Genomic DNA, 13,910 nt, shown 5'->3' with positions numbered 1-13,910 from the left:
GTGTACTTCCACAGCCTCCAGTTCCTGTTCTTCCTCACCGCCACCTTCGTCCTGTACTGGGCGGTGAGCCAGCACAAGTGGCCGCGGCTGGGCGTGCTGATGGGGGCGAGCCTGCTGTTCTACAGCATGTGGACGCCCCTGCCCCTGCTGCTCTTCGCGGTGGCCACGGGCGTCAACCACCTGTGCATCCGGGGCATGTGGCGCTACCGCTCGGATGGCGTGCGCCGCGCCCTGCTCGTCGTCTCCATCGTCAGCACGCTGGGCGTGCTGTGCACCTTCAAGTACGCGGACCTGTTCCGCGAGTCGGCCCGGGTGCTGCTCGAGCCCCTGGGCGTGCACGTGCGCGCGGAGCCCTTCGGGCTGCTCTTGCCCGTGGGCCTGTCCTTCTTCACCTTCCAGGCGCTCAGCTACGTCATCGACAACTACCGGCGGGAGATCTCCCGTCAGCACACGTACTTCGAGCACCTGCTCTACCTGCTCTTCTTCCCGCACCTGGTGGCGGGCCCCATCGTGCGCGCCTCGCACCTCATCGAGCGCTTCGAGGACGTGCCCACGCTGACCACCGAGCAGGGCGGCCAGGGGCTGTACCGGATCGCCGTGGGCCTGGCCAAGAAGCTCGTCATCGCGGACGTGCTGGGCAGCGGGCTGGTGGATCCGGTGTTCGCCACGCCCGAGGCGTACACCTCGGCCGAGTGCCTGGTGGCGGCGGTGGCCTACAGCTTCGAGCTGTACTTCGACTTCTCGGCGTACTCGGACATCGCCATTGGCACCGCGGCGCTCTTCGGCTTCAAGTTCGAGGAGAACTTCAACCGGCCCTACCTGGCGACCAACCTCTTCGAGTTCTGGAGCCGCTGGCACATCAGCCTGTCCACGTGGCTGCGCGACTACCTGTACCGGCCCATGGGCGGCAACCGGGTGTCCAGGCCCCGGGCGCTCTTCAACCTGATGGTGGTGATGGGGCTGGGCGGCCTGTGGCACGGCGCGGACTGGCGCTTCGCCATCTGGGGGCTGTCCCACGGCGCCATGGAGTGCGTCATCCGCGTGTGGTGGTGGATGACGGGCAAGCCGCCCAAGCACGGCCCGGCGGCGGTGGTGCGCGCGGGCTTCGGCATGCTGGCCACCTTCAGCGTGGTGGTGCTCACGCGGGTCGTCTTCCGCTCGCCCACGCTCGCCCACGCCGGGGAGATGTACGCGCGGATGCTGGAGGGCAGCCTGGGCCTGGCCAACGTGAGCACGCTCGTGTGGGTGATGCTGGCGGTGGCGGTGGTGAGCCACGTGACGCCCCTGCGCTGGTTCCACCAGGCGGGCGAGCTCTTCGTGCGGATGCCGGTGCCGGTGCGCGCGGTGGTGCTCGTGGCGGTGGGCCTGGGGGTGCGCCACCTCGCCTCCGTCGAAACGCGTCCCTACGTGTACTTCCAGTTCTAGGCGCGCCGCTCACATCACCCACTGGCGCACGATGCGGTGCGCGGCCTCGGCCTCGGCGGGACCGGGCCGCAGCTCCATGCCCACGCCGCGCGCGCCCACGAGACGCACCCGCCCCGGCGCCATCGCCGTGCCCGAGGCCACCTCCGCCGCGGGCCACAGCTCCCCTCCCGTGGAGAACACGGCCCGGCGCAGGCACGCATCGAATTGCGGCTCGGGCAGCAGCCGCAGGTGCTCCAGCAGCAGCGCCAGGGATACCTCGGCCTCGGGCGCCTGAACCCGCGCATGCGTCAGTCCCCGGAACACCTCGCCCCGGCGGCGCTCCGGCAGGAACGCGGCGTACCCGGGGCGCAGCACGGCCACCCCCTGCTCGGCCCCCTTCGCGGACATCCGCCGCGCGGGCAGCACGGACACCTCTCCCGCCTGGGACGTGCCATCCACCGTGCCCAGGAAGGGCGCGTCCCGGTGCAGTTCCAACAGCGCCGCCAGGCGGCCCGCCAGGCCCGCATGACGCACCGTGAGCCGCCGCGCGCCCTCCACCCGCACCTCGCCCCACACGGGCCGCGCGGTGATGCCTCCGGACGGGATGGACGCGAGCGGCACCTCCACCGACCCGCCCACGCGCGGCGCCCACACCAGCCGCTCGCAGGTGAGCCAGAAGCGCCCCGCGTACCGCAGGTAGAAGACACCGAGGAAGCTCCCCGCCGCGAACAGCAACAGGAGCGGAGCGGCCAGGAACAGGTGGCGGCCGAGCAGCACGGTCAGCGCGAACACCCAGGTGCCGGGCCAGGTCAGCAGCTGGCGTCCACCCTGCACGCCCTCGAGCAGCACGGGCTCGTCCGGGCCGGGAGGCAGGGCATGCGGCTCGGGCGGGTCGCTCGCGACAGAGGGGGCGGCCAACGGCATGCGGAGCATCCTTCCCGATGGGTTCTCGTCACCAACACCGCCCGCCCGGCTTCACTTCCGACCTCGCGTCCCTCAGGACGGGGAGCCCTGGGCACCCAGGAGCGCTCTCACGTCGGCGATGAGGCGATCATCGTCCCAGGGCTTGCTGATGAAGTGGGAGATGATGCCGGCCTGGGGCCCGCCCGAGGACAGGTCCGCGTGCCCGGAGATGAGCACCCGCACCGTCGAGGGCGCGATGCGCAGCACCTGACCCAGCAGCTCCAGGCCGTTCATGCCCCGCATGCGGAAGTCGGAGATGACGACGTCCGCTGGAAAGGTCGCCAGCTTCTCGATGGCCTCCTCGCCACCGAGGGCGACCTCGATGGAGAAGCCTTCACGCCGCAACAACCGGCGGAGAGCACCGACCACGTGTACTTCGTCATCGACGATGAGAATCCTGGCCATGGGGGCGCTCCGAGCCACACCGGAACGTGGACTCGCGATTCCCCCGGATGCGGGCTCCTCGTGCCGGGAGGGAACGAACCTCCGAGGCACGAGCGCTCAGGACGAAGTCGAGACGACGCACGGCATCCGCACCATCCACGATGTGGCCGGGTGCGAGCAATAGCGAGCACGCGGTACCGGCCGGGAACGTCTCGGGGAGGGCAACCCCGCGCGTCCGAATGGAGGGCGATGTCATAAAATTCTCGTTCTCCAACACTCCAAGGACAACGATCTACACCAGGGGTTCGCCTGGATGCCGGGGCAGCCGGACGACGAAGGTCGTCCCATCCCCCGGTTGAGAATTAACGGAGATGGAACCCCCGTGCCCGTGGATGATCTGCCGGGTAATGAAGAGACCGAGCCCCAGGCTGCCTCCCCGCTCTCCTGTCCCGGTGCCCCGGCGGTAGGGCTCGAAGAGGGTGGGGAGCGCCTCGGCGAGGATGGGTGGGCCCTCGTTGTGGACGTCCAGGCGCACTCCCCCCGGTGAGCCCTGGACGGACACCGTCACGGCGGAGGCGGTCGGGCTGTGCTGCAGGGCGTTACCCACCAGGTTGGTGATGACCTGGGCCAGCCGCCCCTCGTCCCAGGCGCCCTGGCCCTCCCCCTCGGTGGTCACGTGGATGACGCGCCCGGGCCAGGCCAGGCGCACCTCGTCCACCACGCGCCGCACATGCTCGTGGAAGTCCAGGGCGGCGGGCTGGATGGGGATGCCCCCCACGCGGGCCTGGGTGAAGTCGAGCAGGTCGCGGATCAACCGGCTGGCGCGCTCGGCGGCCGCGGAGATGCGCTGGGCGGTCTGGTGGGTGCGCGCGTCCACGTCGACGCGCCGCAGCAAGGACGAGGCGGACAGGGTGATGGCGTTGAGGGGGTTGCGCAGGTCGTGGCTGACGATGGCCACCACGTCCTCGCGCATGCGCACCGCGTCCTGGGCCTCCTGGTACAGCCGGGCGTTGTCGAGCGCCATGGCCGCCCGGTCCGCCACGCCCTGGGCGATCTCCAGCTCCTCGGACAGCCGCGCGGACGGCAGCCGCGTCCAGCCGATGGACATGAGGCCCAGCAGATGACCCCGGGCCTTGAGGGGAAGGATGGCCACCGCCTGGAGTTCCAACGAGCCCAGCAGGGCCCGGTGCGCGGGGTGCTCGGCCACCGCGTCCAGCCACGCGGGGGTGACGGGCGCGAAGAACTCCGCCTCGTGGCCCCGCACCACCCGGGTCACCGGACTGCCCTCCCGCAGCGTGATCGTCCAGGACAGGGTGGCCTCCAGGGCGGCCCGCGGCGACGCGTCCCGCGCCGCCACCTGATGCCGCCGCAGCACTCCGTCCGCCTGCATCAGGTCCACGAGGCAGTAGTCCGACAGGTGGGAGACCACCACCTCGGCCAGGTTCTTCAGGGTGGTGGGCAGATCCAGCGACTGCGCCAGCAGCGTGCCCGTCTCCACGAAGAGCGCCTGAGCCTGCTCGGAGCGCCGGCGCGCGGAGATGTCGCGCACGGTGCCCACGAAGAGCCGCCCCCCCGTCGGCAGCCGCACCTCGCCCACCGACAGCTCCAGGGGAAAGAGCCGGCCGTCCTTGCGCCGCCCGCGCACCTCCCACTCGCGGCCGGGCCCCCGCTCCTCCTCGGACAAGAAGAAGCGCACGAGCTCGCGCCGGTAGGGCCGCGCCAGCAGACGCCGCACGTCCCGCCCCACCAGGGCCTCCGGCACGTAGCCGAAGATGCGGCCCGCGGCCGAATTGGCGCGCTGGATGCGGCCCCGCTCGTCGCAGGTGAAGATGCCATCCACCGCCGTCTCCAGGATGGCCTCCAGGCGCTGGCCCGTCTCGGCCAGCTCCCCCTGGCGCGCCTCGAGCGCGAGCAGTCCCCGCTTGAGGTCCGTGATGTCCATCAGCACGCCGCCCACGAGCGCCACCTCGCCGGTGGGCCCGCGGATCGGGTAGTAGCTGACGCGCCAGTGGCGCCGCTCGCCCGGCGCCGCGGCGGTGACCCCGCTGATCTCCTGGTCCAACAGCGCCTCGCCCGTGGCGAACACCCGCTGGTAGAGCGGCGCGAGCCTGTCGGCCAGCAGCGGGACGACCTCCCACAAGCTGCGCCCGAGCAGTTGTTCCAGGGGGACACCATTCATGTCCGCGAGCACCCGGTTGGCGCGCACGTAGCGCAGCGCGCGATCCATGAAGAACAGCCCCACGGGGATGCTGTCCAGCAGGGCGTCGAGCAGCACGGGCGGCGCGAGCCCCGGCGGGTCCTCCGCCCGCGCCTCTCGCCGGGCCAGCCGCTCGCGCCAGGCGCGCAGCAGCGTCCCGCGCCGGGCCCGCCCCCACGCCCCCAGGGTCCTGCTCATGGAGGGGACAGCTCGCGGGCCAGCCCCACCACGTCCCGGAGGATGCGGCCCGTGGCGCCCCAGATGACGTGGGTCTCCCAGGTGAAGAAGTCCACCTCGTACACGAGCCCCCCGGCCCGGCGTGACTCGGTGCGGTGGACGGAGGGCGCCAGCAGGTGCGCCAGGGGCACCTCGATGATGAACTCCACCTCGGCCGGGTTGGGCTTGAACTCCAGGCCCCGGGGCAGCACGCCCACGAAGGGCCGGATGCGGAAGTTCGAGCCGCCCAGCGTGGGCACCTCGTCCAACCCCCCGAGCACCCGCACGCCCGTCACGTCGATGCCCAGCTCCTCGCGCGTCTCGCGCAGCGCGGTGTGCAGGGGCGTCGAGTCCTCGGGGTCCCGCGAGCCGCCCGGGAACGAGTACTGCCCGGCGTGGTGGCGCAGCGTGGTGGGCCGCTTGGTGAACAACACGTGGGGCCGCTCGTCGCGCAGCAGCAAGGGCACCAGCACCGCCGCCTCGCGCAGCACGAGTCCGGGCAGGTCCACCGCCTGGGCGGGCCGCGTGGCCAGATGGGTCTCGAGCGCGTCGAAGAGCGGGTGCACGCGGGCTACTCCGTGAGCTGCCGCTCCACCGGCGTCTGGAGGGGCCGGGACGCGGTGTCCGTGTTCTCCAGGCCCGACTGGGGGTGGAGGATGCCCGCGCGCAGGAGGCCGAGCAGCAGCAGGCCCAGGGCCACGCGGTAGAAGACGAAGACGAGCGTGGAGCGCTTGCGCAGATAGCTCAAGAGCCACGCGATCGCGGCCCAGCCCGAGCCGAACGCCACCACCGTGCCCACCACGAGCGCCACCGTGGAGGGCCGCTCGGTGGCCTCCAAGAGGTGCTTGAGCTCGAAGAGGCCCGCGAGCGACGTGGCGGGAATGGACAAGAGGAAGGAGTAGCGCGCCGCATCCTCGCGCCGCAGCCCCAGGGACAGGGCGCCGGTGATGGTGGTGCCCGAGCGCGAGGAGCCCGGGATGAGCGCCAGCGCCTGCCACACGCCCACGAGCACGCCATCGCGCCAGGTCATGTCCGCCAGGGTGCGCTTGTGCGAGGCCAGCCGCTCGACGATGAAGAGGATGAGGGCCAGGACGATGAGGCTGCCGGAGATGACGTAGAGCGAGCGCAGCGACGTCTCGATGGTCTTCTTGAAGGCCAGGCCGCACACGCCGATGGGCAGCGTGCCCACGAGCACGAACCAGGCGAGGCGCGACTCCACGGTGGCCATGGGCGCGCGCTTGAGCAGGCCCTCGAAGAAGGCCCGGGCCAGCACGACGAGGTCCTTGCGGAAGTAGAGGATGACCGCCGCCACCGTGCCCAACTGGATGACGGCCGAATAGGCCGCGCCGGGATCCGGCCAGCCGAACAGCTCCGGGACGATGCGCAGGTGAGCGGTGGAGCTGATGGGGAGGAACTCGGTCAGCCCCTGGACGAGCCCGAGGACGATGGCTTGGAGAAGACTCATGCGGTGCACAGGCATCTATGCGCTAGCCTGCGGGGCAGCAAGCGCCATTCCATCGGCCGTGTCGTCCAGGAACACCCCGCCATGCCCCCTGCCCCGCTCTGTCCCTGCACCTCCGGCCTGCGCTACCGCGCCTGCTGTGGCCGCTACCACGCCGGCGAGGCGGAAGCCCCCGACGCCGAGGCCCTCATGCGCTCGCGCTACAGCGCCTTCGCCCTGCGCGAGGTGGCCTACCTCTGGCGCACCCTGCACCCCGAGCACCCGGACCGCGCCCGGCCCGAGGCGGACTTCCTGCGCGAGGTGCGCGCCCGGGCCACCGCCCTCAAATACCCCCGGCTCCACATCCTGGACCGGCGACTCGCGGAGCCCGGGGGCACGGCGGTGGTGCTCTTCCATGCCCGGGTGTTCGAGTCGGGACGGGACGTGTCCTTCGTGGAGCGCTCGGAGTTCCAACATGATGGCACCGGCTGGCGCTACCTGCGCGGCGAGTCCGCCACGCCCCGGGCGCTGTCCGTGCCGCCCGAGTCCCTGACCCTGGAGACCTTCGCCGCCTCAGCTCCCCGCGGGGATGGGTAGCGCGCGCAAGAGGCGGCTCTTGCCCACCTGCACGCGCAAGAGCACCACGGCGCCCGGCTTCTGGCCCTTGAGCAGTTGGGTGAGCGCCTGCGCTCCGCGCACCGGCTTGCCCCCCGCCTCGACGATGGTCATGCCCGGCTGGAGCCCCGCGCGCTCCGCGGGCGAGCCCGGCGCCACGTCCACCAGCAGCGCCCCGCCCTTGACGCCCGGGGTGAGGCGCGGGTCCGCCTCGCGCAGGCTCAGGCCCAGCTCCCGGCCGGAGTCCGCCGCGCGCGCCTCGGGCGGCGGCGCGGACGCGTTGCCCTCCAGATCCGGCCGCTCGCCGAGCTTCGCCTTGAGCTGGCGGGACTTGCCGTCGCGGTAGACGGTGAGGGTCAGGGCCTCCTGGGGCTGGCGGAAGCCCACCTCGCGGGTGAGCGCCCGCGAGGACTCGATGGGCTTGCCGTCGATGGCCGTGAGGATGTCGTCGCGCCGCAGGCCCGCGTCCGCGGACGGCGTGCCCGGCTGCACGTCGGTGACGATGGCGCCCTGGGTCATCGGCACCCGCAGCGCCTGGGCCAGCTCCGGCGTCAGATCCTGCACCGCCACCCCGAGCCAACCGCGGTGGATCTGCCCCTTCTGCAGTTGGGGCAGGAGCTTCTGGGCCATGCTCGAGGGCACCGCGAAGCCGATGCCCGAGCCGCCGCCCACGATGGCGGTGTTGATGCCGATGACCTCGCCCCGATCGTTGAAGAGCGGGCCGCCCGAGTTGCCCGGGTTGATGGCGGCATCCGTCTGCAGGAAGTTGTCGTAGGGGCCGGACTGGATGTCCCGGGCCCGGGCCGAGAGGATGCCCGCGCTGACACTGGAGGTGAGACCGAACGGGTTGCCGATGGCCACCACCGTGTCGCCCACACGCACGGCGTCCGAGTCTCCCAGCCGCGCCACGGGCAGGTTCTTCACGTCGCCCTGGAGCTTGAGCAGCGCCAGGTCCGTGAGCGGATCCCTCCCCAGCACCCGGGCGTCGAACTGGCGCCCGTCATTGAGGCGGATGCGGATGGCGATGGCGTCCTCCACCACGTGGTTGTTGGTGAGGATGAGGCCGTTGGCGTCGATGATGAAACCCGACCCCTCGCCCTGCCGGATGCGCTGGCGCGTCTCGGAGTCCCCCAGCCCTCCCGAGCCCCCCGAGCCGTTGGGCATGCCGAAGAACTTCTCGAAGAAGTCCCCGGAGCCTTCCGCCGACGGCGCGCGGGCCTGGACGTCCACGTTGACGACGGAGTCCTTCACGGCCTCGACCAGGTTCGCGATGGACAGGGCCTCCGACTTCTCCGGAGGTCGGGGCTCACACACGCCCGGTGCGGACCACATCAAGGCGGGCAACAGGGCGACACGCGACAAGACCAACAGGCGGGCGAGCTTCATGAAGGTGATCTCCTCCGGGAACAAGATTGGGAACCCCGAGGAGCGCGACAACCACGGGCCCTGTCGGTGCGGGCGGGAGGATGCCTGCTCGGCTCCCCACCATGACCCCTTCCCTCGGAGGCGAGGGGGGCCTTTACAGGGGTGCGCCGGTTGCGCTTATAAAGATGCCGCCCAGGCCGGCAGGCAAAGCGGGGGAGTGGTCGTTCACGTGACGCGCACGGAGTGGCAGGAATGTCGCCGGTCGCCCGGTCGGGTGCTCGGCGTGCTGGCGCTCGGGTTCTTGGGGCTGACGGCGTGTGAGTCCTACTTCGTGGACCCCCACCCGCCCGAGCTCGAGCAGCTCAAGCGCGAGCAGGTGCTGGGCGCCCAGGACGCGCCGCTCGTCTATGGGCTGATCTTCGATCTCAACATCCCGGACGCCACCGAATGCACCCGGGTGCGCAACCACCTGCGCAACACCCTGCGCGCCGCGCTGCTGCCCTCGGGACGCACGGGCATGGAGCTGTCCCCCCAGGACCTGTCGCCCAACTGCCAGCAGAGCACGAACCGCCAGTTGAACCTCAATGCCCATGGCGCGGAGGTGAACACCGCGGTGCAGCGCTACGGCACGGCCCGCGTCAAGCCGGTGATGTTCTACTTCAACAACGTCAACCTGCCGCTGCCCCCGATCCTCCAGTCCCAGCTCGGCGCGATGCGCTCCTGGAGCACGGGGCCCGCGCTGCTGTGGAGCCTGGCGACCCCGGAGGCCCAACAGGGCCTGGGCGCCGACTTCGCCGCCCTCTGGACCTTCAGCACCGATGCCCGCCTGACCGCCGCCCTGGAGGAGGCCGCCCGGAACCAGTTGCCGCTCGTCCAGCTCGAGCAGCCCCCCGACGCCGGCTATCCCCTCTTCACGTCCCAGGAGCTGGCGTCGGTGCGGGAGTTCAAGGGCTGCGCGGCCCCCTCCGTCCTCTCGGGCATCGACTTCGTGTACGGCAAGCAGGCGGTGAAGGTGGAGCCGACGAAGCCCCCGCGCATCCGCCTGACCCTCACCGTCCCCTCGGCCCCGGTGTCCCGGACCCAGAAGCCCCCCAGCCAGACCCTCCGCTACACGCTCGAGGTGTGCCGCGCGAATTGCGAGCGGCTCTACCCCATGCCTCCGGACGGGGAGCCGCGGGTGTGGAACCAGACGCCCGGGTGCATGCTGACGGAGAGCGGCTCATGATGTTCGCCGGTGTGCTCACCGCCCTGCTGGCCGCGGACCCCACGGCCTCGATTCCCGGCACCGAGGGCGAGCCGGCACGAGTAGAGCGGCGCCTGCTGCTCAAGCGCCACCACGTCTTCACCACGGCGGGCCTGGGCTACCTGTCCCGCGGCGACTACTACAGCAACCCGGGCCTGATGGCCTCGGCCAGCTGGTACCCGGTGGAGTCCGGAGGCGTGGAGCTCAAGCTCGGCCTCTTCGTGTCGAGCCTGGGCGCGGCGGGCACCGAGGTGTTCGAACGCACGGGCCTGGTGCCCGACGCCCACCGTCCCGTGGCCCTGCTCGCCGCCGGGTGGCGGCAGACGCTCGGCTACGGCAAGGCGCTCGTCGGCGAGGGCACGCTCGTGCACTTCGACCTCCAGCTGGCCGGGCACATGGGCTTCGTCTTCACCGATCGGGGCGTGAGCCCCTCGCCCATGGGAGGCCCCGGCGTACTCATGCGCATGGGCCCGCGCTTCCATGCCCAGCTCGACGTGCCGCTCGTGCTCAGCTTCGAGTCGCGCAGCCGGGGCCTGCTGTCGCTCGGGGTACTGCCCACGCTGACGCTCGGGGTGGTGCTGTGATGGGCGCGCTGCTGGCGGGGCTCCTGTCCGCCAACCCCTACGCCGGCCCCTTCTGGGCACGGGACCTGAACGCCCTGGTGGTACAGCTCGCCGAGCCCCTCGCGGACGCCGAGCAGGGAGAGCGGCGTCGGCTCTACGTCGACCTGGTGCACTTCCTCAACTGCGAGCCGCTGGCACCCACGCCCGCCACCGAGGCGCTGTTCGGCCCCCGGACGCTGCTGCGCCTGGAGCAGGCCCGTAGGGGACGGCTCGGGGCGGCCGCGACCAGCGCGCCCACGCTGTGGCGGGACGTGCTGGCCCCGGACTTCTTCCGGCGCGCCGCCCCCCTGCCCCAGGATCAGGCCCTGCGCTGGCCCCTGGAGGACGAGCGCTGGAACCACGAGCGGCTGGAGTTCCGGCTCAAGCCCTCGTCCTGCGGCCAGCCCGTGCCCGCCGCCGACGAGTTGAGCCTGCTCTCGCCCCAGCTCCGGACGGCTCTCCGGGAGACCCTGGAGGACGAGGCGTGGGCGCGGCTGAGTCACCACCAGGCGGCGCGGCTGCTCGTGCTCGGCCAGGCGGACGCGGCCCGGGAGGTGGCGCGCGCGTTCGACCCCGCCGCCCTGGCGCCCGAGGACCGGCCCTTGGATGACATGCTGCGGCTGGCGCTCGGCCTGCTGCCGCCCTCGCACTTCGAGCGCCTCGCCCGCGAGCCCGCGCTCGCCGCGTACCGCCTGCCGCTCGTCGTCCAGGCGGCGGCGTGGCTGGCCCAGGAGGGCCGCTGGGAGGACGTGCTCGCGCTCACGGCGTCCGAGGCCGCCTGGCCCGGCGCCGACACGCCCCCGGCGGAGGTGGCCCCCCGGCGCGAGATCTTCTACCGACGGGCCCTGGCCCACCAGGCGCTCGGCCACCGCGAGACCCTGGCCCAGGGCTGGGCCGCCGTCTTCCCCGCGCTCGCGGGCGCGCAGGACCCCATCGCCGAGGCCCTGCGCGGCCTCGCCCTGGCCTCGCTGACGCGCGGCGGCCTGGGGCCCGAGTCGCTCGCGCTGCTGCGGGACCTGGGGCCCGCGGCGGGGCTCGGTCGGCGGCTGGCCACGCTGGGCGGACTCGCGCTGGAGCAGGGCAACACCCGGCTGGCGCTGGACGTGGCCGAGCGGCTGCTCAAGGAGCCGGGGACCCCGGGCCGGGCACGAGGCCACACGCTGCGCGCCGAGGTGGCGCTCGCCGCGGGCGACGCGGCGGGCTTCACGCGCGCCATCGAGCGACTGCTCACCCTGCGCCGGCAGGACCGCGCCGCGACGAAGGATCTGGACGAGGTGGATCGCATCGTCCTGGCGCTCGCGCAGTCCGTGGTGACCACGAGCGCGGACCTGACCGAGGCGCGCTGGCGCCCGGTGCTCGCCACCCAGTTGGAGGCGATGCGCCAGGGTGTGCACTCGCGCCATGACAAGGTCTTCCCGCCCCTGTTCGCGGCGCTCGAGGATCGCGCGCCCCAGGCGGCGGCCAAGGGCAAGCGCGCGCGGGCCTTCGTGGCGGTGGGCCAGGTGGCCGTGGGCGCGCCCCCGGGCATGCTGCCGCCGCCCGACTTCTCCGTGGCGTGGCCGGAGCCCTACTCGCTGCTCGCCCTGCCGCTGGCGGATGGCACCTCGCGCGCGTGGTTCCCGCGCGGCCCTTCTTCTCCTCCCCCTGTCTCCGCGCCCGCGAAGACGGAGGTTCCGCATGCGCCGTGAAGCCGTCGTCCTCCTCGCCGGGCTCTTCTGGGCCCTGGCCGCGGGGGCCCAATCCCCTCCCGCGGCGAGCCCGCCCGCGGACAATGAAGTCCCCGCGGGCGCCAGCATCTACGCCAGGCCCCGGTCCCCCACGCGCCTGGAGACGCGCGAGGGCCGGCTGGTGCGCCCGGGCGCCGAGGTGGACGCCAACGACGTGCTGGAGGAGATCCTCGACGAGTTCGCCGCGGACATCGCGCGGCTGGGCGCCAACCGCGTCTCACCCATCCTGCTCGAGCGCGTGCGCGTCTCGGACAACATGAACCCCGAGTTCGCGAGCATCATCGAGGCGCGGCTCATCGCGGCCATCTACCGCGCGGCCAACGTGCGCGTGGTGCGCTGCTACGAGTGCTACGCCACGCACGCCCAGGTGGAGGACGGGGCGTGGGTGGTGCGCCGGGGCATCTCGCGCCGCGAGGACCTGCTGCAGTTGATGAAGAAGTACAACACCCAGGTGGTGCTCAACGCGAGCCTCACCCTGCACACCGCGCCCAACGCGCTCGCCTTCGACGTGGAGCTGGTGCGCGCCGAGGACGCCTCCGTCTTCTTCGCCGAGGGCTACCGGGTGCACCCGCACACGGCGCTGCTCTACCGCTCGGCGGACAAGGTGCAGAGCCGGGAGGCGCGGCTCAAGGATTTGCAGGACCGCATCGACGCGCGGCCCCACTTCAACCACGCGCTGCACCTGGGCGCGATGATCATCCCCACCGAGGGCCACCCCGAGGGCTCCGTCTGGGCGCCCTACACGGCCTACCGCTTCACCGAGGCCTTCGGCGAGGAGCGCACCTGGCGGCTGGGCGGCACGGTGGCGGGCATCATCAACCCCTCGCGCCTGGTGGGCGGCATCCTCTCGGCCACGCTGCTCTCGCGGCTCAACCGGGAGAACGTCTACAGCATCAACTGCTTTGGCGGCGGCTCGGTGGGCATGCTCCTCACGGGCGTGCAGGGCAACTCGCCCCTGTTCAACGCCCAGGCCGAGTGCGTGATGGCGCACCGGATCTCCCTCCAGGCGAGCCTCGGCATCCTGGTGCCCTTCGCGAGCAGCACGGACAGCACCTACACGATCGGCGGGCTGACCCCGCAGCTGGGAATGGGATTCACATGGTGAGCGCGCGCTTCTGGGGATTGTTGCTCGTCGCGGCGCTGCCCGCGTGCGAGACCACGGCCACGTCCAAGGTGCTGGTGGTGCCCGACGAGATGCGGCGCACGGCCGCGCCCAGCAGCACGCCCGGGGCGAGCAAGGCCAAGCCGCCGCTCCCGCCGCCGCAGAAGTACATCCTGCGCATGGCGGAGAACGGGCGCGTCTGGGAGATGGAGCTGCCCGAGGCCACCGGCGGCTACGAGGTGCGCCTGCCGCTCGTGGCCGGCGGCCCCGTGGAGATGCTGACGTCCGCGGACGAGGAGATGCTGGCGGAGGCCGTGGTCGGCGCCCAGGCCAAGGCCGGCGAGAAGGACGCGGCGCCCCTCATCGACGCGAACAAGGCGGCGCGCACGCGCAGCTACCTGGGCGGCGTGGCGCGGGTGAAGGAGATGTTCGCCGCGCGCCGCTACGAGCTGGCCCTCATCGAGCTGGTGTCGCTGGAGAAGGAGTACCCCCAGGACGCGCGGCTGCTGGCCATGAAGGGCTCGCTGTACATGAAGCTCGGCCAGCAGAAGCTCGCGCGCCAGGCCTGGGAGAAGGCCCTGAGCATCAACCCCGAGGACGCGGGCGTGGCCGAGGCCCTCCGCGCCACCGCCTCCGCAGGAGAGGAATAGC

General features: G+C 72.2%; 13 protein-coding genes. 7 read left to right on the top strand and 6 right to left on the bottom strand.

All coding sequences use genetic code 11. The annotated features are described in order from the left end of the window. On the top strand, positions 1 to 1,425 hold the full coding sequence (locus tag I3V78_RS07720) for an MBOAT family protein (RefSeq protein ID WP_204485667.1): 1,425 nt from the start codon (positions 1 to 3) through the stop codon (positions 1,423 to 1,425). 9 nt (positions 1,426 to 1,434) lie between these two features. On the opposite strand, the gene I3V78_RS07715 is transcribed toward I3V78_RS07720, so the two are convergent. The 5 genes from I3V78_RS07715 to I3V78_RS07695 form a co-directional block, all read right to left on the bottom strand. Continuing rightward, a complete protein-coding gene (locus I3V78_RS07715; RefSeq protein WP_204485666.1) occupies positions 1,435 to 2,328 on the bottom strand; it encodes a hypothetical protein in 894 nt (297 codons plus the stop codon). 72 nt (positions 2,329 to 2,400) lie between these two features. After that, on the bottom strand, positions 2,401 to 2,772 hold the full coding sequence (locus I3V78_RS07710) for a response regulator (RefSeq protein ID WP_204485665.1): 372 nt from the start codon (positions 2,770 to 2,772) through the stop codon (positions 2,401 to 2,403). A 271-nt stretch (positions 2,773 to 3,043) separates the two neighbouring features. Then, positions 3,044 to 5,146: a PAS domain-containing sensor histidine kinase gene (locus I3V78_RS07705; protein ID WP_204485664.1), complete on the bottom strand. Its 2,103-nt coding sequence runs from the start codon at positions 5,144 to 5,146 to the stop codon at positions 3,044 to 3,046. Next, positions 5,143 to 5,730 (bottom strand): NUDIX domain-containing protein, encoded by a 588-nt coding sequence (locus tag I3V78_RS07700; RefSeq protein ID WP_204485663.1) that lies wholly within the window; start codon positions 5,728 to 5,730, stop codon positions 5,143 to 5,145. The genes I3V78_RS07705 and I3V78_RS07700 overlap by 4 nt, the downstream gene beginning before the upstream one ends. 5 nt (positions 5,731 to 5,735) lie before the next feature. Beyond that, positions 5,736 to 6,629, bottom strand: coding sequence for an undecaprenyl-diphosphate phosphatase (locus tag I3V78_RS07695; protein WP_204485662.1), 894 nt, complete (start codon positions 6,627 to 6,629; stop codon positions 5,736 to 5,738). Positions 6,630 to 6,710: 81 nt separating this feature from the next. On the opposite strand from I3V78_RS07695, the gene I3V78_RS07690 reads away from it, so the two are divergent. Beyond that, on the top strand, positions 6,711 to 7,202 hold the full coding sequence (locus tag I3V78_RS07690) for a YchJ family protein (protein WP_204485661.1): 492 nt from the start codon (positions 6,711 to 6,713) through the stop codon (positions 7,200 to 7,202). Here the strand turns inward: I3V78_RS07690 and I3V78_RS07685 are convergent. Next, the gene (locus I3V78_RS07685) at positions 7,179 to 8,606 is read right to left on the bottom strand and encodes a Do family serine endopeptidase (RefSeq protein ID WP_204485660.1); all 1,428 of its coding nucleotides are present in this window, start codon (positions 8,604 to 8,606) and stop codon (positions 7,179 to 7,181) included. The genes I3V78_RS07690 and I3V78_RS07685 overlap by 24 nt on opposite strands. Positions 8,607 to 8,814: 208 nt before the next feature. Between I3V78_RS07685 and I3V78_RS07680 the strand changes: the two genes are divergently transcribed. The 5 genes from I3V78_RS07680 to I3V78_RS07660 are packed head-to-tail and all read left to right on the top strand — an operon-like array spanning position 8,815 to position 13,909. Beyond that, positions 8,815 to 9,810: a hypothetical protein gene (locus I3V78_RS07680; protein WP_204485659.1), complete on the top strand. Its 996-nt coding sequence runs from the start codon at positions 8,815 to 8,817 to the stop codon at positions 9,808 to 9,810. After that, positions 9,807 to 10,412, top strand: a complete 606-nt coding sequence (locus I3V78_RS07675) for a porin family protein (RefSeq protein WP_204485658.1) — start codon at positions 9,807 to 9,809, stop codon at positions 10,410 to 10,412. Before I3V78_RS07680 ends, I3V78_RS07675 begins: the two co-directional genes overlap by 4 nt. Next, the gene (locus I3V78_RS07670) at positions 10,412 to 12,118 is read left to right on the top strand and encodes a hypothetical protein (RefSeq protein ID WP_204485657.1); all 1,707 of its coding nucleotides are present in this window, start codon (positions 10,412 to 10,414) and stop codon (positions 12,116 to 12,118) included. The genes I3V78_RS07675 and I3V78_RS07670 overlap by 1 nt, the downstream gene beginning before the upstream one ends. Then, the gene (locus I3V78_RS07665; RefSeq protein ID WP_204485656.1) at positions 12,108 to 13,262 is read left to right on the top strand and encodes a hypothetical protein; all 1,155 of its coding nucleotides are present in this window, start codon (positions 12,108 to 12,110) and stop codon (positions 13,260 to 13,262) included. Before I3V78_RS07670 ends, I3V78_RS07665 begins: the two co-directional genes overlap by 11 nt. Then, positions 13,256 to 13,909 (top strand): tetratricopeptide repeat protein, encoded by a 654-nt coding sequence (locus I3V78_RS07660; RefSeq protein WP_204485655.1) that lies wholly within the window; start codon positions 13,256 to 13,258, stop codon positions 13,907 to 13,909. Before I3V78_RS07665 ends, I3V78_RS07660 begins: the two co-directional genes overlap by 7 nt. Position 13,910 lies beyond the last annotated feature (1 nt).

It is taken from the genome of Archangium primigenium, from assembly GCF_016904885.1.
In the GTDB taxonomy this organism is placed as follows: Bacteria; Myxococcota; Myxococcia; order Myxococcales; family Myxococcaceae; genus Cystobacter; species Cystobacter primigenius.
The sequence above is the reverse complement of the archived record's forward strand: the minus strand, read 5'-3'. Positions and strand labels throughout refer to the sequence as shown.

Bases quoted from the DNA above. Each gene is read 5' to 3' on its own strand.
- I3V78_RS07710 (WP_204485665.1), bottom strand. From the start codon at position 2,772: ATGGCCAGGATTCTCATCGTCGATGACGAAGTACACGTGGTCGGTGCT.
- I3V78_RS07705 (WP_204485664.1), bottom strand. From the start codon at position 5,146: ATGAGCAGGACCCTGGGGGCGTGGGGGCGGGCCCGGCGCGGGACGCTG.
- I3V78_RS07670 (WP_204485657.1), top strand. From the start codon at position 10,412: ATGGGCGCGCTGCTGGCGGGGCTCCTGTCCGCCAACCCCTACGCCGGC.
- I3V78_RS07715 (WP_204485666.1), bottom strand. From the start codon at position 2,328: ATGCCGTTGGCCGCCCCCTCTGTCGCGAGCGACCCGCCCGAGCCGCAT.
- I3V78_RS07690 (WP_204485661.1), top strand. From the start codon at position 6,711: ATGCCCCCTGCCCCGCTCTGTCCCTGCACCTCCGGCCTGCGCTACCGC.
- I3V78_RS07685 (WP_204485660.1), bottom strand. From the start codon at position 8,606: ATGAAGCTCGCCCGCCTGTTGGTCTTGTCGCGTGTCGCCCTGTTGCCC.
- I3V78_RS07660 (WP_204485655.1), top strand. From the start codon at position 13,256: ATGGTGAGCGCGCGCTTCTGGGGATTGTTGCTCGTCGCGGCGCTGCCC.
- I3V78_RS07695 (WP_204485662.1), bottom strand. From the start codon at position 6,629: ATGAGTCTTCTCCAAGCCATCGTCCTCGGGCTCGTCCAGGGGCTGACC.
- I3V78_RS07675 (WP_204485658.1), top strand. From the start codon at position 9,807: ATGATGTTCGCCGGTGTGCTCACCGCCCTGCTGGCCGCGGACCCCACG.
- I3V78_RS07665 (WP_204485656.1), top strand. From the start codon at position 12,108: ATGCGCCGTGAAGCCGTCGTCCTCCTCGCCGGGCTCTTCTGGGCCCTG.